The organism is Microbacterium sp. (genome assembly GCF_031988965.1).
Taxonomy (GTDB): Bacteria; Actinomycetota; Actinomycetes; order Actinomycetales; family Microbacteriaceae; genus Microbacterium.
The window spans coordinates 1-26,240 of record NZ_DALZXX010000011.1 but is presented as its reverse complement, the minus strand read 5'-3'; the positions used below and the strand labels follow the sequence as shown (position 1 = coordinate 26,240).

Here is a 26,240-nt window from a genome sequence, read left to right as displayed (position 1 = left end):
CCGAGCATCGTCGCCGAACGTCTGCCGAAGGCGCTGATCCACCGCAACGTGCCGGGCGAGCGCGTGCACGCGCTGCTCGTCGATCTCGACCGGGAGTGGGACCGCGCCGCGGCGCTGTCGACGTTCGGCGCGACCCAGCGCTTCCTGGCTGCGGTCGGAGCACTGCGAGATCAGGGATGGCCGGTGTCGGGCGGGAAGGCCCGGTGGCGATTGGGCGAGCTCACGCTGCCCTGGGAGGCCGTGGCGCCGTCGCCCTGACCGGCGTAGGACGTCCGCCGCGACGGGTCAGACCGCGTGGCGGGGATCCGGGGCGCTCGGGCGTCGCGACAGCCGGGTGAGTCGAGGGATGTCGGCCGTGGCACCGGCATCCGCCGGCACGATGACCTGCTGCGTCGCGGCGATGTCCACGCCCTCGGCGCGCACGACGAGATCGCCGACCGGGGTGCGGCGCGAGAGGATCGCGAGCGCGATGGGTCCGTCTTCGTGATGCCGCGCGACGGACGTGATGCTCCCGACCTCGTCGTCACCGGCGAAGACGGGATCACCGGCGGACGGCAGCACATCGTCGCTGCCGTCGAGGTGCAGCGCGGCGAGGCGACGCGGCGGGTGGCCGAGGTTGTGGACCTTCGCCACCGTCTCCTGACCGCGGTAGCAGCCCTTGTTCAGATGCACGGCCGTGCGGATCCAGTCGGACTCGTGCGGCAGCGAGCGCTCGTCGACCTCGGCCGACCAGCGTGGGCGCCAGGCGGCGACGCGCAGCGCCTCTGCCGCGAGAAGGCCCGCGACGTCTTCTGCCGACAGCGTTGCCGCGAGAGAGTCCGCCGCTCCGCGCGGGACGATGGCGATCCGCCATGCGAGCTCTGCACCCGGGTGCTCGGCGACCTCGGCGTACTGATGTCCGCCCGCACTCACCCGCTGCCAGGGATCCGACCAGACGATCGGAGCGCCCGCGGGGGCGGATGCCGCGGCCCGAGCGCGCTCGGACGCGGCCCCACCGTCGACGAAACCGAGCAGCGCGAGATCGGGGCGGACCTCGATCGTCGCCTGCGTGCGGAACTTCATGCGCTGCAGCCAGGTGGCGAGAGCGTCGGCGTCGCCGGCATCGGCGATCAGCCAGGTCGACGACCCGTCGTCGACGACGCCCGCGGCATGCTCCACGCGACCCTGCGGATCGAGCACGAGCAGCTCGGTGCTGTCACCGGCGGCGAGGCGCCCCAGAGCCTGCGAGGGGATCGAGTCGAGCCAGCCGAGACGCTCGGGACCCGCGACCTCGATGACGGTCCTGTCGTCGAGGGGGACGAGAGCCGCGCCCGCCGCGAGGCGGCGCTGCTCTCGGAACACATCGCCGAAGTGGGCGATGCCCTGGTCGCCCGAGACGACGCCGTCGATGTCGGAGAAGCCGGTCATGTCAGACCTTCGCGAGGCGCGCCGAGGCGTGCGAGCGCAGCGGAGTGCCGAGCGCAGCGATGTCCCACGCCCAGAGCAGGTGGCCGTCGACGAGGCCGTACAGGCGCGTGGCGCTGCCGTACTCCTTCGCGCCCGCGCCGCGCACGACGGCGTCGGTGGCGATGTCGACCCGAGGGCCGTTGATCTCGCCGAGGTAGAGCTCGAGCATCCCGTCGGAGTGCGCGATCGACACCTCGATCGGGAAGCCACCGGATGCCGCGCGCAGCGCCTCGACGTCATCGACGCCGCGGTCGACCGTGTCGCCCAGCGGAGGAAGAAGCCCCGGACCGGAGTCGGCATCGGTCGCCGGTCGGGTCAGACGCCAGTATCCGGTCTCGGCGACGAGCTGAACGGATGTCGAGCCGTCGTCGCCCGTGAAGGTCGCGGTGGCCGAGTAGTTGAGGAAAGGTCCGCCGTCATGGCTGAAGCTCACGCGATGCGCGAACTCACCGCGCAGCTGCTTGCCGTCGACCGGGTAGTCGATGACACCGGTGCCCTCCCACACGCCGATCAGCCACGAGAGCGGGACGAGATCGGCGGGAAGGTCTGTGGGGAGGTCGATCACGACGAGCTCAGCGCTGGCCGCGGAAGAGGTTGCGCAGCACCACGACCGAGACGAATGCGATAGCGAGGCTCGCGAGTCCCAGGAGGCCGATGAAGAAGAATTCGAGCGCCATGAGGTCCATGGCTCCACCCTACCCTCCGCACGCGGGAGTGTCGCCTCTCGCGACGACGAGATCGTGCCGGTCAGGAGGCGAGCGCCGCGAGGCCGAAACCGACCGAGATCATGCCCATGAGAAGGAGCGCGCCGATGGCGCTCCCGCCGACGCGGAGGATGAAGCCCTGGGTGCGTCCGTGCCACAGCTGCACCGCGAACGAGAGCAGCACGACACCGCCGAACGCGACGAGCAGCCATTGCATTCGGTACACCTCGGGCACGAAGATCCCGATGGCGATCGAGCCGACCAGTGCGACCGCCCAGACGGCGAGCACGCCGACGAACTCGTTACGCGGTGCGAGCGCAGGTTCCGACATGACTCCATTGTGACCCATCGGCGCCCGGTATCATTGCGGCACGGCGATACATCAGCCGTCCGGAAGGAGTGCGTGTGGCCCAGGTCCTGGTCTTGACCAACGCTCCGGTCTCGGAGCAGGTCCTGCCCGCCATGGAGCTTCTCAGCCACCGCGTGCGACAGATCCCCGCCGAGCCCGCCCAACTCGTGAGCGCCCCCGATTACGACATCGTGATCGTCGACGGCCGCCACGACCTCGTCGGCGCGAAGTCGCTCTGCCGCCTGCTGCGCGCGGCCGGGCAGGACGCTCCTCTGCTGCTCGTCGTCACCGAGGGCGGCATGAGCGCCCTCTCGGGCGACTGGGGCATCGACGACGTGCTGCTCACCACGGCCGGCCCTGCCGAGGCCGACGCGCGGGTCCGACTCGCCCTCGCCCGGCACGAGGAGACGGCCGAACCGTCTCGGGTGCAGGCATCGGGCGTCGTGATCGACGAGCAGTCGTATTCGGCGAAGCTGCGCGGCCGGCCTCTCGACCTGACGTACAAGGAGTTCCAGCTCCTGCACTTCCTCGCCACGCATCCGTCGCGCGTCTTCACCCGCGAACAGCTGCTCAGCGAGGTCTGGGGATACGACTACTTCGGCGGCACGCGCACGGTCGATGTGCACGTGCGCCGCCTGCGCGCGAAGCTCGGCGACCAGGAGCAGATCATCGGCACCGTGCGCAACGTGGGGTACCGCTTCAACGTCAACGAGGACGAGAGCGTCCCCGCCGCACGGTGACACAGAGACGTGCGTTCACACGCACGTCACCTCACGGTGCTTAGATGTACCCCATGATCGATCCCGCTCTCGCCGACGCAGGTCTCGGCGACGCCGAAGACGACGACTTCGATGCCATCGAGTCGCCGGACGCGCTGCTGCCCGACCACCGCTACCTCGATCGCGAGCTCAGCTGGCTCGCGTTCAACCAGCGCGTTCTGGAGCTCGCCGAGGATCCGTCACTGCCGGAACTCGAGCGCGCGAACTTCCTGGCGATCTTCGCCAGCAACCTCGACGAGTTCTTCATGGTCCGCGTCGCGGGTCTCAAGCGCCGCATCGTGACCGGCCTCGCGGTGCCCACCAACATCGGCCGCTCCCCCGCCGATGCGCTGGCCGACATCGCCCGTGAGGCGCATGCCCTGCAGCTGCGTCACGCCGAAGCCTGGACCTCGCTCGTGCGGCCCGCTCTCGCGGAGTCGGGCATCGAGATCGCCGACTGGACGGAACTGACCGACGAGGAGCGCGCCAAGCTCTCGGAGTACTTCGGCGCTCAGGTCTTCCCGGTGCTGATGCCGCTGGCCGTCGACCCGGCGCACCCGTTCCCCTACATCTCGGGTCTGTCGCTGAACCTCGCGATCCGCATCCGCAATGCGCGTACGGGGCGTCAGGAGTTCGCGCGACTCAAGGTGCCGCCCATGCTCCCGCGCTTCGTCGAGGTACCGGGCACCGGCGAGATCAAGCGATTCCTGCGCCTCGAAGAACTGATCGCGAACCACCTCGGCGACCTGTTCCCGGGCATGGAGGTGCTCGACCACCACGCGTTCCGCCTCACCCGCAACGAGGATGTGGAGATCGAGGAGGACGAGAGCGAGAACCTGATCCAGGCGCTCGAGGCCGAGCTGCTGCGCCGCCGCTTCGGCCCGCCCATCCGCCTCGAGATCACCGATGACATGGACGAGGTCACGATGGACCTGCTGGTCCGCGAGCTCGACATCACGGATCAGGAGATCTACCGCATCCCCGGACCGCTCGACCTGCGCGGCCTCTTCGACCTCTCGCGCATCGATCGTCCCGACCTGCGCTACCCGCCGCACCTGCCGACCACCGCGGTGGCCTTCCAGCCCACCGGCAGCAACACGCGCGCCGACATCTTCAAGGCGATCCGCAAGTCGGATGTGCTCGTGCACCACCCGTACGAGTCGTTCACCACGAGCGTCGTCGCGTTCCTCGAACAGGCCGCGCGCGACCCCCACGTGCTCGCCATCAAGCAGACCCTGTACCGCACCTCGGGCGACAGCCCGATCGTCGAGGCCCTGATCAACGCCGCCGAGGCCGGCAAGCAGGTCCTCGCTCTGGTCGAGGTCAAGGCGCGCTTCGACGAGGCGAACAACATCGTCTGGGCACGCAAGCTCGAGAAGGCGGGCGTGCACGTCGTGTACGGCCTGGTCGGCCTCAAGACGCACTGTAAGCTCGCCCTCGTGATCCGCGAGGAAGACGGCGTGCTGCGCCACTACTCGCACATCGGCACCGGCAACTACAACCCGAAGACCAGTCGCATCTACGAGGACTTCGGGCTGTTCACGACCGACGCCCAGGTCGGCAAGGACCTCACCCGCCTGTTCAACGAGCTCAGCGGCTATGCGATCGAGAAGAAGTTCAAGCGCCTGCTCGTCGCGCCCCTGCACCTGCGCAAGGGACTCGTGCGGCAGATCGACAACGAGCGCCGCAACGCCGAGGCGGGCAAGCCCGCCGGCATCCGCATCAAGGTCAACTCGATGGTCGACGAAGAGGTCATCGACGCGCTGTATCGCGCGAGCGCAGCCGGCGTGAAGGTCGACGTGTGGGTGCGGGGCATCTGCAGCCTGCGCACCGACCTCGAGGGCATCAGCGACAACATCACGGTGCGCAGCATCCTCGGTCGCTACCTCGAGCACTCCCGCATCTTCGCGTTCCACAACGACGGCGATCCGCAGGTCTACATCGGCAGCGCCGACATGATGCACCGCAACCTCGACCGCCGGGTCGAGGCGCTGGTGCGGGTGACCGACCCCGATCATCTGAAGGATCTGCTGTCGTTCTTCGACCTCGCGATGGACCCGGGCACCACCTCGTGGCACCTGGGCGCCGAGGGCGTGTGGACGCGCCACGCCGAGGATGCCGAGGGCAAACCGCTGATCGACCTGCAGGACAAGACCATGGGGTTGATCCAGAGGCGACGCCGCGCACGGGCGGTGCGATGACCACCCGCCAGGCATCCGGCGCGAAGGTCGCGGCACGGTCGAAGTGGACGGACAAGGCCGTCTACGCGGCCGGCGCCGTCATCTGGCGACTCGTCGACGGCAAGCTGCGGATCCTCCTGATCCATCGCACCAAGTACCGCGACATCACGCTGCCCAAGGGCAAGGTCGACCCCGGTGAGATGCTCGCCGAGACCGCGGTGCGCGAGGTGCACGAGGAGACCGGCATCCGCGTCTCGCTCGGCGTGCCGGTCGGTGTGAGCCGCTATCACCTGCCGTCGAACAAGCAGAAGGTCGTGCACTACTGGGCGGCCGAGGCGACGGAGGATGCGATCCGCACCTCGACGTTCGTGCCCAACCGCGAGATCGCGGCGATCGAGTGGGTGAGCCTGAAGAAGGCACGGTCGCGACTCAGCTATCCCGTCGACGTCGAGATCCTCGACTTCTTCACGAACCTCGTCGACGACGGCGTGCTGCGCACCTTCCCGGTGATCGCGCTGCGGCATGCCAAGGCGCTCGCGCGGTCCGACTGGGACGGATCGGATGCCTCGCGTCCCCTCACCGACCGCGGACGCGAGCAGGCGACCTCGATCGTGGGGCCGCTGCGCGCCTTCGGCGTCCGCAAGATCGTCACGAGCGATGCGGTGCGCTGCGTGCAGACCGTGACCCCACTGGCGAAGGCACTCGACCGCAAGGTCGTGAAGACCGATCTGATCAGTCAGGATGCCTGGGAGGACGGCGACGACGACCTGCGGTCTGTGATCGGCCGACGCGTGCGCTCCGGCAAGCCCGCGGTGGTGTGCAGCCACGGCCCCGTTCTGCCCGGCATCCTCTCCGAGATCGCGCTCGCGACGGGGACGATCCAGGGATCGTATGTGAGCAGCGCGGCCGATCTCGAGCCCGCCGCGTTCTCGGTCGTGCACCTCTCGGCATCCAACCCCGGGTCGGGGATCATCGCGATCGAGACGCACATCCCCAAAGTCTGACCCTCTTCGCAGACCGGAAGATCCGCGTGTTCCCGCGGATCCGCCCCAGAGAGACGCGCGCCGTTCACCTTCCGTTCACCTGCGGGGTCGAGTCTCGTTAACCGCCGCACCTAGCGTCACTGTGTGCCCTGCACCGGGCCCCACCCATCCATGATCGAAGGATCCACAGTGAAGATCTCCCGAATCGCACGTATCGGCGCCGTCGGCGCCGTGGCCGCTCTGGCTCTCGCAGGCTGTGCCGCGAACGAAGGCGGCAACACCGGCGGCGGCTCGTCCGACGCCCCCACCTCGACCCTGACGGGCACGATCGAGGCCACCGGCGCCTCGTCGCAGGAGGCTGCGCAGCAGTCGTGGGTCGCCGCGTTCCAGACCGCGAACCCCGACACCACGATCAACTACACCGCGACCGGCTCGGGCACCGGCCGCGAGAACTTCATCGCCGGTTCGTCGAACTTCATCGGCTCCGACCGCGCGTTCAACGCCGACGAGATCGCCAAGGGCGGCTTCGGCTCCTGCACCTCCGACGAGATCGTCGAGATCCCCGTCTACATCTCGCCCGTCGCGGTCGCCTTCAACCTCGAGGGCATCGACGAGCTGAACCTCGACGGCGCGACCATCGCCGGCATCTTCTCGGGGTCCATCACCAAGTGGAACGACCCGGCCATCGCCTCGCAGAACGACGGCGTCGAGCTTCCCGACCAGGCGATCGTCCCGGTGCACCGCGCCGACGCGTCGGGCACGCAGGAGACCTTCACCAAGTACCTCAGCGCCGTCGCCCCCGACGTGTGGACCTACGAGGCCAGCGACGAGTGGCCGCTGTCGACCGGTGAGGCCGGCGATGGAACCTCGGGTGTCGTCGACGCGATCACCAACGGCTCCGGCTACATCGGCTTCGCCGACGCCTCGCGCACCTCGGAGCTCGGCCAGGTCGCCGTGCAGGTCGAGGGCGACTACGTCGCGTACTCGGCCGAGGCGGCCGCCGCACTCGTCGAGGCCTCGCCGCTCGAAGAGGGCCGCTCGGACCACGACCTCGCGTTCGACGTCGACCCGGCCGCAGCTCCGGCCGGCTCGTACCCGATCGCCCTCGTCTCCTACCTCATCGGCTGCGTCGACTACGAGGACGCCGAGACCGCCGGTCTCGTGAAGGCGTACTTCGAGTACGTCGCCTCGGCCGAGGGACAGGATGCTGCGGCGGAGGCCGCCGGCAGCGCACCCATCTCCGACAGCCTGCGCGAGCAGATCACCACCGCGATCGACGCGATCGTCACGGAGTGACCGGGCGCTCAGCACTCCGCTGAGCTCCGGCACCGAGGCCCTCGGGTGTCGGTCGAAGGATCTCGACCGACGCCCGGGGGCACCCGCATGAAGACACCCGAAAGCCCCTCAGAGCAGATCGTGGAGCAGCCCCGATGACCACCACCCAGGCGGGTCCCGACACCACCCGTTCCCCCGGTTCGCGCCCCGCGCTGCGCCGACGGGGCGACCTCATCTTCTCCGGCACCGCGCTCGGAGCGGGGATCATCATCCTCGTCACGCTCGCAGCGGTGGCGATCTTCCTCATCGTCCAGGCGCTCCCGGCACTCTCGCCCGACACGAGCAACAACCACATCCTCGAGGGACAGGCGTTCCTCTCCTGGGTGTGGCCCTTCGTGTTCGGCACCCTGTGGTCGAGCTTCATCGCCCTCGTGATCGCGGCGCCCGTCGCCATCGGCATCGCCCTCTTCATCTCGCACTACGCCCCGCGCCGCCTCGCCGGTGTGCTGGGCTACGTGATCGACCTGCTCGCCGCGGTGCCGTCGGTGGTCTTCGGCCTCTGGGGCGCGCTGACCTTCGCACCGATGCTCGTGCCCTTCTACAAGTGGCTCAACGAGAACCTCGGGTGGATCCCGCTCTTCAGCGGCACCCCCTCCGGTACCGGCAAGACGATCCTCACGGCATCCCTCGTGCTCGCGGTCATGATCCTCCCGATCATGACCGCCATCTGCCGCGAGGTCTTCCTGCAGACGCCGAAGCTGCACGAAGAGGCGGCCCTCGCACTCGGTGCGACGCGCTGGGAGATGGTCCGCATGGCCGTGCTCCCCTTCGCCCGCAGCGGTATGGTCTCGGGAGCGATGCTCGGCCTCGGCCGCGCGCTCGGCGAGACCATGGCCGTGACCCTCGTGCTCTCCCCCCTCGGCATCATCACCTTCAACCTGATCAACCCGGAGAACCCCACGACGATCCCCGCGATCATCGCGCTGCGCTTCCCCGAGGCCCACGACGAGGGCGTCAACACGCTCATCGCGGCCGGCCTGATCCTCTTCATCGTGACCTTCGCGGTCAACTTCATCGCCCGCTGGATCGTCTCGCGCCGCGCCGAGTTCTCGGGAGCCAACTGACATGACCGCCACGCTCACCCCGGCGCCCGTCGCCACCACCACGCACTCCACGTCGGCGGGCCACCTGCCCAAGTGGGCGCCCTGGGCTCTGCTCCTGGTCGCCTTCGTCATTTCCGGCACGATCTTCGCCTTCATGAACGCGGGCGGCGACCCTGCCGACTTCAACATCGCGCTGACGCTCGTCGTCGGACTGGTGTTCTACATCATCCTGATCTATGTGATCTCGTCGGTGATCGAGAGCCGCCGTCACGCGGTCGACCGCCTGATGACCGCGCTCGTGTCCGGCGCCTTCGTCGTCGCGCTCCTGCCGCTCATCTCGCTGCTCTACACGGTCGTCGTCAACGGCCTGATGCGCTTCGACGGCGAGTTCTTCAGCTTCTCGATGCGCAACATCGTCGGCGAGGGCGGCGGCGCCGTCCACGCGATCTGGGGCACGTTGCTGATCACCCTGGGCGCGACGATCATCTCGGTGCCGATCGGCCTCATGACCTCGATCTACCTGGTCGAGTACGGTGAGGGCCGCAGGCTCGCACGCGGCATCACGTTCCTCGTCGACGTCATGACCGGCATCCCCTCGATCGTCGCCGGTCTGTTCATCTACTCGGTGTTCGCTCTCATCGTCGGTCCCGGCACGCGCATGGGCATCATGGGATCGCTCGCGCTCTCTGTGCTCATGATCCCGGTCGTCGTGCGAGGCTCCGAGGAGCTGCTGCGCATCGTGCCGAACGAGCTCCGCGAGGCCGCCTACGCGCTCGGTGTGCCGAAGTGGCTGACCATCATCAAGGTCGTGCTCCCGACCGCGATCGCCGGAATCACGACGAGCATCATGCTCGCGATCTCCCGCGTGATCGGCGAGACCGCGCCGCTGCTGCTCACGGTCGGCGTCGTGCAGGGGATGAACCTCAACATGTTCAGCGGGCAGATGGCGACGCTACCCGTGTTCTCGTACATGCAGGCGAAGTACCCGGGCATCCCCGTGGACGCCTATCTCGAGCGCGCGTGGGCCGCTGCCCTCACCCTCATCGTCATCGTCATGGTGCTCAACCTGCTGGCGCGCATCATCGCCAAGGTGTTCGCCCCCAAGATCAACGGCCGCTGAGCCGTCCACCCGATTCCAACCAGAAGGATCCTCTCGTGTCCAAGAGCATCGAAGTCAACGACCTCAACGTCTACTACAGCGATTTCCTCGCCGTCGAGGGCGTCAACATCGACATCAAGCCCAACACGGTGACCGCATTCATCGGCCCCTCGGGCTGCGGCAAGTCGACCTTTCTGCGCACCCTGAACCGCATGCACGAGGTCATCCCCGGCGCACGCGTCGAGGGCGAGGTGCTGATCGACGGCAAGAACCTGTACGGCGCGAGCGTCGACCCCGTGCTGGTCCGCCGTCAGGTCGGCATGGTGTTCCAGCGTCCGAACCCGTTCCCCACCATGTCGATCAAGGAGAACGTGCTCGCGGGCGTCAAGCTCAACAACACGCGCATGGCGAAGAGCGACCAGGACGCCCTCGTCGAGAAGTCGCTGCGCGGCGCCAACCTCTGGAACGAGGTCAAGGACCGCCTCGACAAGCCGGGCTCCGGCCTCTCCGGTGGTCAGCAGCAGCGTCTGTGCATCGCGCGCGCGATCGCGGTCTCGCCCGACGTGATCCTCATGGACGAGCCCTGCTCGGCTCTCGACCCGATCTCGACCTTCGCGATCGAGGAGCTCATCGCCGAGATCAAGAACGACTACACGGTCGTCATCGTGACGCACAACATGCAGCAGGCGAGCCGCGTGTCCGACAAGACGGCGTTCTTCAACATCGCCGGCACCGGCAAGCCCGGCAAGCTCATCGAGTACGACGACACCAGCACGATCTTCACGACCCCGTCCGTGCAGGCCACCGAGGACTACGTCTCGGGTCGCTTCGGATAAGCATCCGCTCTGCCCCCCTCCCTGGCCCGCCTCGGGTCTGGCCCGCCTCGCGAGCACAGCTTCGGAGCGGACGCTGAGAAACGCCGTGTCACCCTCGTGTGGCACGGCGTTTCTGTTTTGATCTCCGAACCTGTGCTCGTGGGGTCAGGCACGAGTCTTCCTGCACGGCGACCGAATCGGTCGATCGCTCCACAGAGACCGTGACGAACGCCACGGGCGGATGCCGTCGGACGCCAGGCTCGAGCGATGTGCGAGTCCTCGGGAATCCAGGTGTGGTCGTGGGCGGAGCTTCGACGTCGGACCTCTCGACGCGCGATCGAAGCCCGTGTTCGAGAGGGTGATCTGCGGCGGGTGAGACGCGGCGTCTACGCGGCGGCCACCGCATGCGCGAGAGTCGTCGATGCCGCCGAGCACGGCGGTTCGCTCGGGTGCGAGACCGCGGCGCGCCACCTCGGCATCTGGGTACTCGACGACGAGACCCTCCATGTCTGGGTACGCGCGGATCGGCATCATCACAGCGGGGCGAGTCGCGAATGCACCTGCATCCGCCACTGGGATGCCGATGCCGATGCCGCGCCGAGCACGTTCGCGATGCCCTCGGTCCCCCGGATCCTGCTGCAGATCTACCGGTGCCGCGGTGCGGAGGCGTTCTTCGTCGCGCTCGAATCCGCGCGACGACAGGGCCTCATCTCTCGCCAGGGACTCCGGCGGCTCAGCGATGCGATGGACCACCGGGGACGGGACCTCATCGACTTCTCCCGGGCCGATGCCGACAGCGGCTTGGAATCACTGGTCCGGCTGCGGGTGAGACCTTTCGGGTGGACCGTACGCACCCAGGCGCAGATCGTCGGCACTGGTTTCGTCGACCTTCTGATCGATGACTGGCTGATCGTGGAGACGGATGGCAAGGCGAACCACGACGCCGAGTCGCATCGGCATCGCGATCTGGTGCGTGATGCGACCGCCGCGGCCTGGGGCCATGTCTCTCTGCGCTTCGACTACGCGATGGTGATCCACGACTGGGACCTCGTCGAGCGAGCGCTCGTCGCGATCATGGCGCTTCGCCCCTGATGGTCGCCCGCCTCGGAGGAGAGGTTCGTCGGGCACGGCTTCGGACTCGAGGCACGACACCCCGAGACCACGGCCAGATACGGCGGCATGTCGTGCCCGGGCTCCGAAGCCGTGCCCGGGACGGGAGCATCCGGAGGGACCGAGGGGGTGGGGTCAGTCGCGAGGGGACAGCAGGTAGGTGTTGAGGTCGGATGTGAGGGCGTGGTCGACCGGGAGACCACTGCCGTCGACGGCGGTGATCGGGGCGGCGAGCCTGACGCTCGAGACCAGCCAGGCGGCATCCGCGCGGGACAGATCGGATGCCGGGATCTGCCCGTACTCCGCCGTGAATCCGCGTCCGGCGAGGTACTCGTAGACGCTCAGCTGCGTCGTGCCGTGCAGGATGCCGCCGTTCGGCGCGGGCGTGACGAACCGATCTCCGAAGCGCAGGATCAGTGATGCGGTGGGCGCCTCGAGAACGAAGCCGTCACGCGAGAGGAAGATCGCGTCGTCCGCACCGCGACGGTGCGCCTCGCGCAGAGCCGCCATGTTGACGGCGTACGAGAGGGTCTTGGCTCCGAGCAGCAGCCACGGCGCCCGCTCTGCCACGTCGAGGTCGTAGCCGCGATCGAGCGTCACGACGCGCACCCCGTTCTGACGCACGATCGAGAAGTCGGATGCCGGCGCCGCCGTGACCCACGCGGTCGGCGTCGGTCCGTGCTCGACGCCCCGGCTGAGGATGAGCTTGATGACGTACTCCCCCGCCCCGCAGTCGGCCGCCGCACGGTCGATCGCCTGATGCCACTGGGCCTGGTTCGGCAGCGGGAGGTCGCAGAGCTCGGCGGAATGCGCGAGGCGTTCGAGGTGGGGCACGACCTCCTGCGCATGGCCGTCGACCACGCCGATCGACTCGAACACGCCGTCACCGCGCTGGGTGCTCAGCTCCCCCACGCTGAGCGCGGGCGCCGCAGCATCCACCAGGGTGAACGTGTCGGCGAAGTCTGTGCGGTCGGCGTCGACCGCCGCCGGATCGATCATGAGAGCAAAGCGCCGGGTCATGATCCGAGCCTAGGCCCCGGGAATAGCAGCGGTGCGATCTTGTTACACTGGAGTGGCCGGGCCGCATAACCCCGGGCTCCAATTTTTGCCGCTGCGAGCGGCCTTCCGCCGAGAGGCGTTCTTGCGGCCCGGTCTTTTCATGTCCGGCGGCCGGCTGGACCACTCACCCGGACGGAAGCGCCTCAGGCGAGGCCGCCGGTGCGCCAGAGCACCGCGGATGCCGAGAGATCCTGCGCATAGCTGCTGAGGCGCAGAGCGCGGGTGGTCAGCTCGCTCGCGCGCGACGGCTCGGTCTGCTCGTAATCGTCAGCCGTGTGCGTGGCACCCGACGCCTGCACGCGACAGAACGCCGCCGCACGATCGAGCGCCACCGCGAAGTCGCCCCGGAAAGCGCCGCGGAGGATCGTGTCGATCAGAGCGACGAGCTCCTCGGGGTTCGCCGGCACCGGAGCGCCGGCGATCGCCGCATCCGCCGAGGCCAGCTCGATGCGCCCCCGCTCATACAGCAGAGCGGCCGTGTGCGGATCGCCATGGATGGCGAGCTGCAGCAGATACAGCCGCCACAGGGCGCCCGGCAGCGTGCGGGCCGGCGCCTTCGACCACAGCTCGGCGATCTCGTCGATGCCGTGCTCGTCGGTGAAGGCCACGAGGCGCTCGGCGCTCACGCCGCTCTCGTCCGCGCGCACGCGCGTCAGCAGAGCGGATGCCGTCGCATGCGCGATGCGGGTCTCCTCGGCGGGATCGTGGGTGCCCACGATGTTGTCGAAGGCCTGGGTCGGGCGGCGGACGGGGCGGGAGAACTGCTCGGGCATCCCACCAGGGTACGCGCGATCCGTGTGGTCAGGCCGTCGGGATGGCGATGACCGGGTCGGTCGTCGGCAGGCCGCTCGGCGAGCCCCCGGCCTGTTCGACCGTGACCGCGATGATGTCGCCCTCGTGCATCTCGCCGGCGAGGACCGCCGTGGCGTCTCCCCCATCGGCTTCGAAGACTCCCGCCGAGATCGGCGTCTCACCGCGCACGAACCACAGTTCGTAGGCGCGATCCTCGGGCAGCGTCTCGATGCCGTCGGCGACGAGCACCGCCGTGCCGAGCGATGCCGACCAGTGAGCCGTGGCCGTGCCGCCGTCGGCGAGCTCGATCGAGGCCTCCTGGGCGTCCTCAGCCGACTGGATGTCCTGCAGAGCGACCACGCTCGCCGGGCGATTCACGTAGTCGTTGAGAGCCACGGCGCCGACGCCCACACCCACGAGCAGCGCGAGGCATGCGGCGAGAGCGAACAGCACCCGAAGCGGATGCGCGGGTGCCTTCGGCGCGGTGGCGCCGGCAGCAGTCTCCGTGACGATCGGTTCTGCATGATGGTCGTCGGGGTCCGCAGCAGCCGGGCTGCTGGCGACTCCTAAGTCGGTGATGTCGCCGGTCTGCGGCGTGACGGCGATGCGTGCCAGAAGCGCCGCTCGAAGCTCGGGTGCGGGGGCCATCGGCGCCGCGCCGAGTGCGAGGAAGGTCGCGCTGTCTGCATCCGCATCGACGATGCCCTGCCATTCGGGGTGCGCGACGAGTGCCGCGTGGTACCGCTCCGCGTCGTCGGGAGACAGCGCGTCGAGCGCTGCTCCTGCCGCGAGTTCCGCGAATTCCTTCTCGTTCATGCCGTCACCCCCATAGCTGTCCTGAGACGCGAGAGCCCATCTCGCATCCGTGTCTTGATCGTCCCCAGCGGTGCTCCCACGAGCACTGCCACTTCGTTCTGACTGTATCCGCCGTAGTAGGCCAGGACGAGAGCTTCGCGCTGTGCCTCGGGAAGTCCTGCGAGAGCCTTTACGACCTTCTCGCCCTCGATGCCCAGTTCGACCGTCTCCGCGACACTGTCGTGCGCGACCCCGATCTCTCTGAACCCGGCACGCACGTCTCGGTCCGCGCTGGACTGAGATGCTCGTACCCGGTCGACCGCACGACGGTGCGCGATCGTCATCACCCAGGTTCTTCCCTGTCCCTTGTTCGGAGCGAACTTGGAAGCGGATTGCCAGATCTCCAGAAAAACCTCCTGGAGGACCTCTTCGCTCTGAGAGCGGTTGACCAGCACTCGGAGGATGAGTCCGAAGACGCGCGACGAGAGCATGTCGTACAGCTCCGCGAACGCGCGCTGATCTCCGTCGCCGATGCGAACGAGCAGGTCAGCGACAGCATCCCGTGCCGTACCGTCTTCGGGTACGTCCATCCCATCGATGACCATCTCTACCAGCATGCCGCATCCTCCATGCATTCCCGCGCAACCGTCACCCGAAAGTGACGGAAAAGATCTCACCGATCCGGCCGGCGAAGATCCCGATGCCTCCCGCTTCGAAGAGTCCTCTTAACGCGTGACGTCGAAAGCTGTTCGCCACGGCCCCCGAATCGGATTGGAAATCAGCCGATCTCAAAAAAGTTCTGAGAATCTCCCATCCGTTCCGAGGCGGGCTCCGAACACCTGTCAACGCCACGGAGAGGCCGTGGCAGAGATTCTCAAGGAGCTCGAGATGTTCAGCACCAAGAAGAAGGTCACCGCAGCGATCACCCTCGGCCTGGCAAGCGCGTTCGTGCTCGCCGGATGTTCCATGGGTGGCACCACCAGCACCGACGAGCCGTCGGAGTCGTCGGCTCCCGAGTCGTCCGAGACGATGGCTCCCGAGACCGAGACCATGGACCCGGCCGCCAACCTCGTCGGCCCCGGCTGCGCGGCATACGCCGAGGCAGTGCCGGACGGCGACGGATCGGTCGCCGGCATGGCTCAGGACCCGGTGGCAGTCGCCGCGTCCAACAACCCGCTGCTCACCACGCTGGTCGCAGCCGTGAGCGGACAGCTCAACCCCGACGTCAACCTGGTCGACACGCTCAATGGCGACGAGTTCACCGTCTTCGCTCCGGTCGACGAGGCCTTCGCGAAGATCGACCCGGCCACCATCGAGGGCCTCAAGACCGACAGCGCCACGCTGAGCTCGATCCTGACGTACCACGTGGTCCCCGGCCAGATCACTCCCGATGAGATCGCCGGCACCCACGCCACGGTCCAGGGTGCTGACCTCGAGGTCACCGGCAGCGGCGACGAGCTGATGGTCAACGACGCCAACGTCATCTGCGGTGGCGTACAGACCGCCAACGCCACCGTGTACCTGATCGACTCGGTGCTGATGCCCCCGGCTGAGTAAGCACGGGCAACCGAGCTGGGAACTCGGAACATACTGCCCTCCACTCGGGGGAGGATGGCGGGCAGAAGAACGGGCCGTCGACGAGGCACCTCGTCGGCGGCCTGTTCTGTGCGCCCCTAGACTGGACATGCGGGCCTCTAGCTCAGTTGGCAGAGCATCGGACTTTTAATCCGCGGGTCGTGGGTTCGAGCCCCACGGGGCCCACCGCTATCATCGTCGACTCGATACGGCCACCCCCTTCTCGGCATCCGGATCGTGCGAGAGGGTCGAAGCGTCCCCATCCGGGACCTGACCCTCAACGAAAGGACGCATCATGGCGACTCTCACCGACAGCCGAGTGGCATTCCTGGCGACAGACGGATTCGAGGACAGTGAGCTGACCAGCCCCTGGCAGGCCGTGCAGGCCGAGGGTGCGAGCGCGACCCTCATCGCACCCGAGGGCGCTCAGATCAAGGGCAAGAACGGACACGTGCAGCACGTGGACCTGACGTCGGCGGATGCCACGGCAGACGAGTTCGACGCTCTCGTACTGCCGGGCGGCGTCGTGAACGCCGATCACCTGCGGCTCGACAAGCCGTCGATCGAACTCGCACGCACGTTCTTCGAGCAGCACAAGCCGGTGGCGGTCATCTGCCACGGCGCGTGGATCCTCATCGAGGCGGGTGTCGTCGACGGGCGCACGCTCACGAGCTATCCGAGCCTCGCAACCGACCTCCGCAACGCCGGAGCGACGTGGGTCGACGAGGAGGTCGTGGTCGACCAGGGGCTCGTCTCCAGCCGCACTCCCGACGACCTGCCGGCTTTCAACGCCAAGCTGGTCGAAGAGGTGGCCGAAGGCCGCCACGCGGGCCAGACGGCCTGACATCCACTCGCACTACGACAGCATCCGGCGGTCCGGTGTCACGCGCTCGCACGAGCTCGGTGACGCCGGACCGCCGCTCTGTTCGCGCACCGCACCGAGCAGAACCTCTGACGACCGTTGCGAGTGACGTCGACGACCACGTGGGTGCAGGGCGAGGCCTCGCACCGCCCCAGACGATCCATGCCCCGGGTGACCAGGTGCAGTGAGGTTCCGACCGCGAAGATCGCTCGCAGGACGTACGGCAGCGACTGCACGTCATCGCGGTAATGCAGATGCCACCCCTCCCCGTCGTGGTCGGTGAGCCGGGGATACGCGGCCGCCTCAGCCATCTGGGCGTTGAGTATCCGGGCCCGCGCGGAGGGGTCGCTCTCGTCGACGATCCGCAGCCAGTCGTCCACCACCGCGCGCACTTTCTCGTGGTCGTCGGGGGCAGGCGGGAAGGTCATCGTCATGCCCATCTCGAGAGTCCGCTCTTCGATGCCCGCACGGTCGGCGGGGAAGTCATCCGCCAGGGACGCCGCCAGCAGGACCGCATATTCGCCGTAAGGGTTGAGATGCATAAGGCCATTACATCACGCTGGATGCATGACCTCCCTGCAGACCCTCCCGACACCGCGGATCCCCTCGACGCCCGCACCTCACGAGCATGCCTGGCTCGTGGAATCGCGACACCGCACCAGCGATGGCACTGTGCTGTACGTGCGCTGCGCAGACTGCGCGATGCGGCGGGTCGACCTGCAGCCGCACACCCAGATGCCGCCGACGGCGCTCTCTCGCCACCTTTCGGCCTGATCGCTCGGCTCAGACGTCGACGATCTCCCCGTTGCCGGGCACCCAGGGGCGCGCATCCGCGCGCCGGAACGCGAGGGGCACACCGCGCCCGTGCCGATCGATCGACTCCGAGACCTGCAGGTGCAGGTGGGGCTCGGTGCTGTTGCCCGAGTTGCCGCACTCGCCGATCCGCTCCCCCGCCCGCACGACGTCGCCCACCCGCGGAGTCGCGCTTCCCTCACGCAGATGGGCGAGCAGCACGAGCACGCCATCCGCGCCGATGACGACGTGGTTGCCGGCGATGGCCGGCGCCCCGTTCCGCACACGGGCAGGCTGGGTGAGCGCGTATCCGATCTGGGCAGCGAGGGACCGACGGGCGACATGATCCTCTTCCCCGTCGTGGACGCGCACGACCTCTCCGGTCACCGGGGCGAGGATCGCGCGCCCGAAACCGACGAACGCCTCGGGCCGCTCGCTTCCGAACACGCTGCGGAGGCCACGTCGGGCGCTGCGTCCGCCCGCATCGACCGGTACGAAGTCGATCGCGTGAGAGCTTCCGAAGAGCTCCGTGCCGTGGCTGGGAACGCGCGTCGCCGGACTGTTCTGCACCAGCCATCGCCCGGCGAAGGGCAGCGCCAGCACGAACGGCTCCCGGTGGCTCATGCGGTGAGCTCGACGAGCTTTCTCACCGTGCGCAGGTTGCGCGCCGTGCCGGCGACACCGAGTGCGCGGTCGAGCACGGCCTTGGTGAGCTTGGTGTTCTGCACTCCCCCGTCGCCGTAGTCGATCCACAGGTCGTCTCCGACGAGAGCGATCCGCTCGCCCGGCACGAGACGTTCGCGCAGCGCCTCGACGGCTCCGGGCGACGCAGACCCCTCGAGGAACATCGCGTGCAGCATCTTCTCGGACGCCTCTGAGAACGGATGCTCCGCCACTGCCCGTGCGAGCGCAGCGTGTGTGCGCAGGATCACCGGGGTGTCCACACCGAACTCCGCCGCGATCAGCTCGCGGACCCGCGCCCGCGCCGCATCCGGGTCGGCGGGATGCTCGCACACGATGTTGCCGCTCGCGATGTAGGTCGAGACCTCGCCGAACTCGGGAGCGAGCAGAGCGCGCAGCGCTGCCATCGGCACCGTGCCCCGGCCGCCGACGTTGACGGCGCGCAACAGGAGGATGCTGCGGGTCACACAGCACCGCTCTCGGTCAGCTCAGCACCCGCGTGCGCGAGCTCGGCCAGCGCGGCCTCGCTCGACTCCACGCCGACGCCCGCGATCAGGTCGGTGAAGACGCGCACCTGCACGCCGTGGGCGATCGCGTCGAGGGCCGAGGCGCGGACGCAGTGGTCGGTGGCGATGCCGACGACATCGGCGCTCAGAGCGCCTGCTGCGGTCAGGATCGCCCCCACGGTCTCCCCCGCCACGGTGGCGCCTTCGAACATCGAGTACGCCGGGCGCCCCTGCCCCTTGTGCACGTGGTGAGTGACGGCGTCGGTCACCAGGAGCGGGTCGTAGTCGGCTCCGTCTGATCCGGCGACGCAGTGGACGGGCCAGGTGTCGACGAAATCCGGGCTCTCGGCGAAGTGCCCGCCGTTGTCGCCCTCGGAGTCGTGCCAGTCGCGCGACGCGATTATCACGTCGTAATCACCCGCCCTCTCGGCGAGCAGCGCGGACACAGCGGATGCCACGGCATCCCCGCCGGACACGGCCAGCGCCCCGCCCTCGGTGAAGTCGTTCTGGACGTCGACGATGAGAAGCGCTCGGCTCATGCTTCGAGAGTACGCCCCGAGCGATCCGCCCGGAGGGAACCAGAAGGCCCCGTGATGTTCTTCGCATCACGGGGCCTGGTGGAGCCGCTTGTCAGAATCGAACTGACGACCTTTTCATTACGAGTGAAATGCTCTGCCGACTGAGCTAAAGCGGCGCGATCATCGATATTACCCGAGCGGACGCGACATCGCGAATCGGCGCGTCGACACCCTCGAGTGCCGCCGTTCTCACTCGCAGCGGAGGCCGTCCTCGGGCACCGTGTCGTCGAGGAAGAACGCCTCCACGGCGCTGTCGACGCACGAGTTGCCCTTGTTGTAGCCGGTGTGCCCCTCGCCCACGCGGGTGATGAGAACGCCCTCGTCGAGCTGACCGGCGAGGGATTCCGACCACTCGTACGGCGTGGCCGGATCGTTCGTCGTACCGATGACGAGGATCGGGCCGGCTCCCTCGGCCGTGATCTCACCGCGGGTGCCGGTGGGCGGATAGGGCCACACCTCGCACGGGTCGGGGCCGCTCCAGTACGGGGCGATGGTCGGTGCGCCCTCGGCGATCTTCGCCTCGGTGGCGGCCTCGGCCGCAGGATCGTCTTCGACCGGGTAGTCCATGCAGTTGTATGCACGGAAGGCCTCGGTCGAGTTGTCGAGGTACGAGCCGTTCTGGTCGCGGCCGTTGTAGAAGTCCGCGAGGAAGAACGCGGTGGTCGGGTCGCCCTGCAGAGCCTCGTCGAGCGCCTGCGTCAGGTAGGTCCAGTTGTCGGCCGAGTAGAGAGCGGCGATGATGCCGGTCATGAGGGCATCGGCACCCATCAGGCGTCCGTCGCCGTTCTGCAGAGGGTTGGCGTCGACGCTCGCGAGCAGAGCGCCGAGGTCGGCCATCGCCTCGTCGACCGTGCCGTTGAAGGGGCACTCCCCCGAGTCGAGGCAACTCTGCATGTAGGCGCGGAGCGCCGACTCGAAGCCGAGTGCCTGCGTGGCGCCGACGTCGAGCCCCGACACCGCGGGGTCGATCGCGCCGTCGAGCACGAGACGGCCCGCCTTCTCGGGGTAGAGCGATGCGTACGTCGCGCCGAGGAAGGTGCCGTACGAGTATCCGAGGTAGTTCAGCTCGGTGTCGCCCAGCACGGCTCGGATCAGGTCCATGTCGCGCGCCGAGTTGATCGTGGTGATATGCGGGAGGATGCCGTCGCTGTTGGCGTCGCACGCCTGCGCGAACTCCTCGGCCCCGGCGAGCAGCTCGGCCTCCCACTCCGGCGTGCCGCGCTTCGCGGTCGGGAGCGTGTAGAGGTAGTCGTCCATCCCTGCCGCGTCGAGACAGGTGACCGCCGACGACTGGCCCACACCGCGTGGGTCGAACCCGATCACGTCGAAGTTCTCGATCAGATCGGCGCCGACCGCGAAGTCGAGGCTGTCACGGATGAGCTCGACGCCGCTCGCCCCCGGCCCGCCGGGGTTCGTCAGCAGCGACCCCTGCGCCTCGCCGGTCGCCTGGTGACGCACGACCGACAGGGTGATCTCGCCGTCGCCCGGGTTCTCCCAGTCGAGCGGTGCCGTGACGTCGGTGCAGTCGAACCCGGTGCCGCACTCGGTCCAGGTCAGCGTCTGGCCGTAGAACGGCAGAAGGTCTTCGGCGACGCCCTCGGTGTCGGGAGCCTTCGTGACCGAGGGCTTGGGCTCCCCGCCCTCGGGAATGGCCGCGTACAGGCATCCGGACAGGGCGACGGCTGCTGCCGCGAGCCCTGCGACGAGGGCGCCTGCGCGCCGCATGCGGGAAGTCGGTCGGTCGGTCACGGTGTCCTCCCGCTCGTGACGGTCACGAGCAAGCTCTCCAGGGCGAGAAGCGGAGCGACGTTGCGCTCCAGCGACTGGCGCGTCTCGGCTAGGTGGTCGAGCACGACGAGCGTGCGGGTCTCGGGCCAGGCATCGGCGAGCGCGGCGAGGTCGTCGCGCAGTTCTCGGTTGATCAACTCGTCGTCGCGGCCGAACTGCAGCATCACGACGTCGCGGAACATCGACTGCAGGTCGGTCAGCACGCGATCGATGCCGTCACGGAGGCTGCGCGTCGCGCGCTTCTTCTGGTCGTCTTCGAGCGCCGAGATCTGCGTGCGCAGGGCCGGCGGCACGGCCTGCCCCTCGGCGATACCCACCGTGCGCAGCAGCGAGGCACGTTCGGCGGCGTCGCGTTCGGCGGTCAACGCCTTCGCATCGTCGGTGGCGGCCTGGATGATCCGTCCGGCGACGTCCACAGCGTCGTTGACCCCGCGGACCGCCAGCACCGACCGCAGGGTCTCGTCACGGCGACGCCGAGCCGCGTCGTCGGTGGCGAGTCGCTGCGCCATGCCGATGTGGCGCTGCGCGTGGCGAGCGGCCTGCTCGGCTACGGCCTCGTCGACCCCGGTGCGCAGCGTGATCAGGCGCGCGACATCCGCGACGTCGGGTTCGCGCAGGCGCAGGGAGCGGACCCGCGAGCGGATGGTGGGCAGCAGGTCGGCCTCGCTGGGCGCGCAGAGGATCCATACCGTCTGCTCCGGCGGTTCTTCGAGCGCCTTGAGAAGGACGTTCGAGGTGCGTTCGACCATGCGATCGGCGTCTTCGACGACGATCACGCGATAGCGCCCGGCGGAGGGGGCGAAGTACGAGCGCTCGACCAGAGCGCGCGCCTCGGCGATCGTGATGATCACCTTGTCGGTGCGCAGAGCCGTGACGTCGGGATGCGTTCCCGCGAGCACCTGTCGCATCGCCGCCTCGTCATCGGGATGATCGGCGATCAGCGCAGCGGCGAACGCGTACGCCAGAGTCGACCGACCTGACCCGGGCGGGCCCGTGATGAGCCACGCGTGCGAGAGCGCAGCGGGATCGGATGCTGCGGCGCGCAGCGTCTCGACCGCGGCGTCCTGCCCCCACACATCGACCCACGGGAAAGGGGCGGCGACGGTCTGGGGCATGTCCTCAGCCTAATCGGGAGCACCGACGTCCGCGCACGGAGCCGGCATGCGGGCGCTGGCTGCGCTCTCTCAGCCGAGAAGAGTCTGCACGCGCTCGCGGATCTGCGCGGCGATCGCCTCAGGCGACGCGTCGGCGTCGAGCACGAGGAAGCGCTCGGGCTCGGCGGCGGCCAGCGCCAGATACGCATCACGGACCCGCGCGTGGAACTCGGTCTTCTCGGCCTCGAGTCGGTCGAACGGCTTGTCGGCCGAGTCGAGACGCACGCGAGCGGCCTCGGGTGCGAGGTCGAGCAGCACCGTCAGATCGGGGAGCGCGCCCTCGGCGGCCCAGAGCGACAGGTTGCGGATCTCTTCGCCGTCGAGCACACGTCCGGCGCCCTGGTAGGCGACGGACGAGTCGAGGTAGCGATCCTGCAGCACGACCTCACCGCGCGTGAGCGCGGGGCGCACGACCGTCGCCACGTGATGCGCACGATCGGCGGCGTACAGGAGAGCCTCGGCGCGGGGCGCGATGTCGCCGCGATGGTGCAGCACGATGTCGCGGATCAGGTTGCCGACCTCTGATCCCCCGGGCTCGCGCGTGCGCACGACCGTGCGGCCCTCGTCCGACAACCAGGTGTCGAGGAGATCGGCCTGCGTGGTCTTGCCCGAGCCGTCGCCGCCTTCGAGGGTGATCCACACTCCGGGACGTGAGGTCACGATCCGGCCTTCACGTCGATTCGCTTCACTCACTCAGCACGACGCTTCGCAGCCGCGTTGGCGGCGCGCGTCGCTGCAGCCTTCTTCGCAGCAGCCGAACGAGCGGCGGCCTTCTCGGCATCCGTCGGAGCCTTCTTGGCCGGTGCTTTCTTGGCGGGCGCCTTCTTGGCCGGAGCCTTCTTCGCCGCAGGTGCCTTCTTCGCGGGTGCCTTCTTCGCCGCGCCGCGCTTGGGCGCCGGACCCTTGGCACGCTTGTCGGCGAGCATCTGCACGGCGGTCTCGAACGTGATGTCCTCGACCTTCTGTCCGCGCGGGATGGTGACGTTCGTCTCACCGTCGGTCACGTACGCGCCGAAGCGCCCGTCGCGGATGCGGATCGGCTTGCCGCTCACCGGGTCGGCCTCGAACTCGGCGAGAGCGCTGGAGGCGCGGCGGGATCCCGCGCCGTACTTCGGCTGCTTGTAGATCTCGAGAGCCTGCTCGAGTGTGACCTCGAAGATCTGCGATTCGCTCTCGAGCGAGCGGGAATCGGTGCCCTTCTTGAGGTACGGGCCGAAGCGACCGTTCTGAGCGGTGATCTCGTCGCCGCTCTCGGGGTCGGTTCCGACCACGCGCGGCAGGCTGAGGAGCTGCAGTGCGGTGTCGAGGTCGATCGTGTCGACCGACATGGAGCGGAACAGAGATCCGGTGCGCGGCTTGGGCGCGGCATCCTTCTTCGCTCCGCGCTTGGGCTTCGGGGCCTCGACGACCTCTCCCGTGGCCTCGTCGACCGCCGCGTCGTCGGACACCGGGTCGTTCTCCTGCACGTAGGGTCCGAAGCGGCCGTCCTTGACGACGATGATCTTGCCGTTCTCGGGGTTGGTGCCGAGCACACGGTCGCCGGCGACGGGAGCGTCGATGAGCTCCTGCGCCTTGGCTGCGGTCAGCTCGTCGGGCGCCAGGTCTTCGGGGACGTTGACGATGCGCGGCTTCTCGTCCGGAGCCTCGGGGTTGGCGACCTCGAGGTAGGGGCCGTACTTGCCGAACCGCAGGGTCGCGTTCTCGGTGATCGGAGTCGAGTTCAGTGCACGTGCGTCGATCTCACCGAGGTTGTCGACCACCTGGCGGAGGCCGACATGGGAGTCGGAGCCGTAATAGAAGGAGCGCAGCCACTCGACGCGCTTCTGCTCACCACGGGCGATCGCATCGAGGTCGTCTTCGAGAGCTGCGGTGAAGTCGTAGTCGATCAGGTCGGCGAAGTGCTCTTCGAGCAGTCGGACCACGCTGAAGGCGAGCCATGTGGGCACGAGGGCCTGGCCACGCTTGGTCGCGTAGCCGCGGTCGATGACGGTGCCGATGATGCTGGCGAAGGTCGAGGGGCGGCCGATGCCGTGCTCCTCGAGCGCCTTCACCAGGGACGCCTCGGTGTAGCGCGGCTTCGGCGTCGTGCGGTGGCCCTTGGCCTCGGCGTCGGACATGCGCAGTTCATCGCCCACTGCGACGATCGGGAGCGACTGGTTCTCGTCGGCGTCCTTCTCGTTGCGCTTCTCGTCGCGTCCTTCTTCATAGGCCTCGAGGAAGCCCTTGAAGGTGTAGACGGTTCCGGATGCCGTGAACTCGGCCTTCTGACCTGCCGCGTCGACGAGGATCGTGACGGTCGTGGTCTCGTACTTCGCGTCGGCCATCTGGCTGGCGACGGTGCGCTTCCAGATGAGGTCGTAGAGGCGGTGCTCCTCGCGATCGAGCTCGGACGCGACGGACTTGGGCGTGCGGAAGGTCTCGCCCGACGGGCGGATCGCCTCGTGGGCCTCCTGCGCGTTCTTGCTCTTCGACTTGTAGACGCGGGGCTTGAGCGGCACGGCCGAGTCGCCGTAGAGGGCCACGGCCTGGCTGCGAGCCGCCTGCACCGCCTGCGTGCTCAGTGCCACCGAGTCGGTACGCATATAGGTGATGTAACCCTTTTCGTACAGACGCTGGGCCACGCTCATCGCCTGCTTGGCACTCATCGAGAGCTTGCGACCGGCCTCCTGCTGCATCGTGGAGGTCGTGAACGGTGCGTAGGGGCTGCGGGTTCCTGGCTTCGCCTCGACCTTGGTCACCGCACCGGTGCCTGCGGCGTCGACGGCATGCGCCAGGGCCGCGGCCTTCTTCTCGTCGAGGATGACGACGGCCTTCTTGAGCTTTCCGGTGTCGTCGAAGTCGGTGCCTCGGGCGAGCTGACCGCCGTCGACCCGGACCAGCCGCACGCGGAAGCCGGAGGACGACGACGCGAGCGCCTCGACGTCCCAGTACTCGGCCGACACGAAGGCCATGCGCTCGCGTTCGCGCTCGACGATCATGCGGGTCGCTGCGGACTGCACTCGTCCCGCCGAAAGACCGGTCTTGACCTTGTACCAGAGCACGGGCGAGACATCCCAGCCGTACAGACGGTCGAGTATGCGGCGGGTCTCCTGCGCGTCGACGAGATCGGTGTCGAGCTCGCGGGTGTTGCCGATGGCCGCCTGGATCGCGTCCTTCGTGATCTCGTGGAAGACCATGCGCTTGACCGGGACCTTGGGCTTCAGGGTCTCGAGAAGGTGCCACGCGATGGCCTCGCCCTCGCGGTCCTCATCAGTGGCGAGCAGGAGCTCGTCGGCGGTCTTGAGCGCACGCTTGAGCTCGGCGACGGTCTTCGTCTTGCGATCGGAGACCACATAGTAGGGGTCGAAGTCGTTGTCGACGTCGATCGAGTACTTCCCGTAGGCCTGCTTGTCAGCGGCAGGGATGTCCTTCTTGTCTGCGAGGTCGCGGATGTGGCCGACAGAGCTGAGCACCTCGTAGCCATCGCCGAGGTACCCCTGAATCGACCGCATCTTCGTCGGAGACTCGACGATGACGAGCTTCTTGCCTTCAGCCAAGGGAGCGTCCTTTCTTCGAAGCACACCATACACACCGCTGTGATGGGTTCGTCACAGTGGTCGCCTGCGTTTTCGCCGGACCGTGCTTCGCGCGGCCGTCATCTTCCGTCGGGTGGCCCAGCTCGGGCTCGGGAGACGGCTGCGAGACCAGCGTACGCCGCCTCGACCTGTACGGTCGCCACGAAGCCCTCCACGACGCACCCGGTGAGAGCGCCGCCGGCAGCCGAAGCGACGCGCGCGGCCAGTGCGCAGGGGTCGTCGGCGCTCGCGATCGCACCGCTCGCGGTGTCGGCTGCGGCG

The 26,240-nt window shown here is 68.4% G+C and carries 26 protein-coding genes, 2 tRNA genes and 2 pseudogenes; 13 read left to right on the top strand and 17 right to left on the bottom strand.

Annotated features, from left to right (window positions below; translation table 11 throughout):
* Positions 1-258: pseudogene (locus tag RTM68_RS04810) on the top strand (class I SAM-dependent methyltransferase); the annotation flags it as partial.
* A gap of 27 nt (positions 259-285) precedes the next feature.
* On the opposite strand, the gene RTM68_RS04805 reads toward RTM68_RS04810, so the two are convergent.
* From RTM68_RS04805 to RTM68_RS04795, 3 genes are all read right to left on the bottom strand, one after another.
* Positions 286-1,407, bottom strand: a complete 1,122-nt coding sequence (locus RTM68_RS04805) for a folate-binding protein (RefSeq protein WP_312168763.1) — start codon at positions 1,405-1,407, stop codon at positions 286-288.
* Between the two features lies 1 nt (position 1,408).
* Complete coding sequence (locus RTM68_RS04800) at positions 1,409-2,011, bottom strand: FABP family protein (RefSeq protein WP_312168761.1); 603 nt, start codon at positions 2,009-2,011, stop codon at positions 1,409-1,411.
* 182 nt (positions 2,012-2,193) lie between these two features.
* Positions 2,194-2,481 carry a hypothetical protein gene (locus RTM68_RS04795; protein WP_194763729.1) on the bottom strand — a complete coding sequence of 96 codons (288 nt, stop codon included), beginning with the start codon at positions 2,479-2,481 and terminating at the stop codon, positions 2,194-2,196.
* A 74-nt stretch (positions 2,482-2,555) separates the two neighbouring features.
* Between RTM68_RS04795 and RTM68_RS04790 the strand changes: the two genes are divergently transcribed.
* The 8 genes from RTM68_RS04790 (at position 2,556) to RTM68_RS04755 (ending at position 11,804) form a co-directional block, all read left to right on the top strand.
* Positions 2,556-3,239: a response regulator transcription factor gene (locus RTM68_RS04790; RefSeq protein WP_194763730.1), complete on the top strand. Its 684-nt coding sequence runs from the start codon at positions 2,556-2,558 to the stop codon at positions 3,237-3,239.
* Between the two features lie 53 nt (positions 3,240-3,292).
* Positions 3,293-5,458 carry an RNA degradosome polyphosphate kinase gene (locus tag RTM68_RS04785; RefSeq protein ID WP_312168758.1) on the top strand — a complete coding sequence of 722 codons (2,166 nt, stop codon included), beginning with the start codon at positions 3,293-3,295 and terminating at the stop codon, positions 5,456-5,458.
* The gene (locus tag RTM68_RS04780) at positions 5,455-6,441 is read left to right on the top strand and encodes an NUDIX hydrolase (protein WP_312168756.1); all 987 of its coding nucleotides are present in this window, start codon (positions 5,455-5,457) and stop codon (positions 6,439-6,441) included. Before RTM68_RS04785 ends, RTM68_RS04780 begins: the two co-directional genes overlap by 4 nt.
* Positions 6,442-6,609: 168 nt before the next feature.
* The gene (pstS, locus tag RTM68_RS04775) at positions 6,610-7,716 is read left to right on the top strand and encodes a phosphate ABC transporter substrate-binding protein PstS (protein ID WP_312168754.1); all 1,107 of its coding nucleotides are present in this window, start codon (positions 6,610-6,612) and stop codon (positions 7,714-7,716) included.
* Between the two features lie 134 nt (positions 7,717-7,850).
* Complete coding sequence (gene pstC, locus RTM68_RS04770; protein ID WP_194763734.1) at positions 7,851-8,819, top strand: phosphate ABC transporter permease subunit PstC; 969 nt, start codon at positions 7,851-7,853, stop codon at positions 8,817-8,819.
* A gap of 1 nt (position 8,820) precedes the next feature.
* The gene (pstA, locus tag RTM68_RS04765; RefSeq protein ID WP_312168751.1) at positions 8,821-9,918 is read left to right on the top strand and encodes a phosphate ABC transporter permease PstA; all 1,098 of its coding nucleotides are present in this window, start codon (positions 8,821-8,823) and stop codon (positions 9,916-9,918) included.
* Between the two features lie 35 nt (positions 9,919-9,953).
* A complete protein-coding gene (gene pstB, locus RTM68_RS04760; protein WP_194763736.1) occupies positions 9,954-10,733 on the top strand; it encodes a phosphate ABC transporter ATP-binding protein PstB in 780 nt (259 codons plus the stop codon).
* A gap of 246 nt (positions 10,734-10,979) precedes the next feature.
* Positions 10,980-11,804 (top strand): DUF559 domain-containing protein, encoded by an 825-nt coding sequence (locus tag RTM68_RS04755; protein WP_312168747.1) that lies wholly within the window; start codon positions 10,980-10,982, stop codon positions 11,802-11,804.
* Positions 11,805-11,957: 153 nt separating this feature from the next.
* On the opposite strand, the gene RTM68_RS04750 is transcribed toward RTM68_RS04755, so the two are convergent.
* From RTM68_RS04750 to sigK, 4 genes are all read right to left on the bottom strand, one after another.
* A complete protein-coding gene (locus RTM68_RS04750) occupies positions 11,958-12,842 on the bottom strand; it encodes an aminodeoxychorismate lyase (RefSeq protein WP_312168745.1) in 885 nt (294 codons plus the stop codon).
* A gap of 182 nt (positions 12,843-13,024) precedes the next feature.
* Positions 13,025-13,654 carry a DNA-directed RNA polymerase subunit beta gene (locus RTM68_RS04745; protein ID WP_312168743.1) on the bottom strand — a complete coding sequence of 210 codons (630 nt, stop codon included), beginning with the start codon at positions 13,652-13,654 and terminating at the stop codon, positions 13,025-13,027.
* Positions 13,655-13,682: 28 nt separating this feature from the next.
* Positions 13,683-14,489, bottom strand: a complete 807-nt coding sequence (locus tag RTM68_RS04740) for an anti-sigma factor (protein WP_312168740.1) — start codon at positions 14,487-14,489, stop codon at positions 13,683-13,685.
* Entirely contained in the window at positions 14,486-15,085 is a 600-nt protein-coding gene (sigK, locus tag RTM68_RS04735; RefSeq protein ID WP_312168738.1) for an ECF RNA polymerase sigma factor SigK, read from the bottom strand. The genes RTM68_RS04740 and sigK overlap by 4 nt, the downstream gene beginning before the upstream one ends.
* Before the next feature lie 271 nt (positions 15,086-15,356).
* Here sigK and RTM68_RS04730 point away from each other — a divergent pair, with 271 nt between their 5' ends.
* The 3 genes from RTM68_RS04730 to RTM68_RS04720 all read left to right on the top strand — a co-directional run bounded on the left by RTM68_RS04730 (position 15,357) and on the right by RTM68_RS04720 (position 16,887).
* A complete protein-coding gene (locus RTM68_RS04730) occupies positions 15,357-16,025 on the top strand; it encodes a fasciclin domain-containing protein (protein WP_312168801.1) in 669 nt (222 codons plus the stop codon).
* A gap of 131 nt (positions 16,026-16,156) precedes the next feature.
* Positions 16,157-16,229, top strand: a tRNA-Lys gene (locus RTM68_RS04725).
* A gap of 109 nt (positions 16,230-16,338) precedes the next feature.
* Complete coding sequence (locus tag RTM68_RS04720; RefSeq protein ID WP_312168735.1) at positions 16,339-16,887, top strand: type 1 glutamine amidotransferase domain-containing protein; 549 nt, start codon at positions 16,339-16,341, stop codon at positions 16,885-16,887.
* Positions 16,888-16,925: 38 nt separating this feature from the next.
* Here RTM68_RS04720 and RTM68_RS04715 read toward each other — a convergent pair whose 3' ends face one another.
* Positions 16,926-17,447, bottom strand: coding sequence for a CGNR zinc finger domain-containing protein (locus tag RTM68_RS04715; protein WP_312168733.1), 522 nt, complete (start codon positions 17,445-17,447; stop codon positions 16,926-16,928).
* A gap of 25 nt (positions 17,448-17,472) precedes the next feature.
* Here RTM68_RS04715 and RTM68_RS04710 point away from each other — a divergent pair, with 25 nt between their 5' ends.
* Positions 17,473-17,679, top strand: a complete 207-nt coding sequence (locus RTM68_RS04710) for a hypothetical protein (RefSeq protein WP_312168730.1) — start codon at positions 17,473-17,475, stop codon at positions 17,677-17,679.
* Positions 17,680-17,688: 9 nt separating this feature from the next.
* Here RTM68_RS04710 and RTM68_RS04705 read toward each other — a convergent pair whose 3' ends face one another.
* The 9 genes and pseudogenes from RTM68_RS04705 to RTM68_RS04665 form a co-directional block, all read right to left on the bottom strand.
* Positions 17,689-18,321: a M23 family metallopeptidase gene (locus RTM68_RS04705; RefSeq protein ID WP_312168728.1), complete on the bottom strand. Its 633-nt coding sequence runs from the start codon at positions 18,319-18,321 to the stop codon at positions 17,689-17,691.
* Positions 18,318-18,845 carry a DUF1697 domain-containing protein gene (locus RTM68_RS04700; RefSeq protein ID WP_312168727.1) on the bottom strand — a complete coding sequence of 176 codons (528 nt, stop codon included), beginning with the start codon at positions 18,843-18,845 and terminating at the stop codon, positions 18,318-18,320. The genes RTM68_RS04705 and RTM68_RS04700 overlap by 4 nt, the downstream gene beginning before the upstream one ends.
* The gene (locus RTM68_RS04695) at positions 18,842-19,423 is read right to left on the bottom strand and encodes an isochorismatase family protein (RefSeq protein ID WP_312168725.1); all 582 of its coding nucleotides are present in this window, start codon (positions 19,421-19,423) and stop codon (positions 18,842-18,844) included. The genes RTM68_RS04700 and RTM68_RS04695 overlap by 4 nt, the downstream gene beginning before the upstream one ends.
* Positions 19,424-19,502: 79 nt before the next feature.
* A tRNA-Thr gene (locus tag RTM68_RS04690) sits at positions 19,503-19,578 on the bottom strand.
* Positions 19,579-19,651: 73 nt separating this feature from the next.
* On the bottom strand, positions 19,652-21,187 hold the full coding sequence (locus RTM68_RS04685) for an alpha/beta hydrolase (protein WP_312168723.1): 1,536 nt from the start codon (positions 21,185-21,187) through the stop codon (positions 19,652-19,654).
* Positions 21,188-21,207: 20 nt separating this feature from the next.
* Entirely contained in the window at positions 21,208-22,365 is a 1,158-nt protein-coding gene (locus tag RTM68_RS04680) for a DNA polymerase III subunit delta' (protein ID WP_194763751.1), read from the bottom strand.
* A 69-nt stretch (positions 22,366-22,434) separates the two neighbouring features.
* A complete protein-coding gene (gene tmk, locus RTM68_RS04675) occupies positions 22,435-23,064 on the bottom strand; it encodes a dTMP kinase (protein ID WP_312168722.1) in 630 nt (209 codons plus the stop codon).
* Positions 23,065-23,093: 29 nt separating this feature from the next.
* A complete protein-coding gene (topA, locus tag RTM68_RS04670; protein ID WP_312168720.1) occupies positions 23,094-25,940 on the bottom strand; it encodes a type I DNA topoisomerase in 2,847 nt (948 codons plus the stop codon).
* Between the two features lie 98 nt (positions 25,941-26,038).
* Positions 26,039-26,240: pseudogene (locus RTM68_RS04665) on the bottom strand (helicase); the annotation flags it as partial.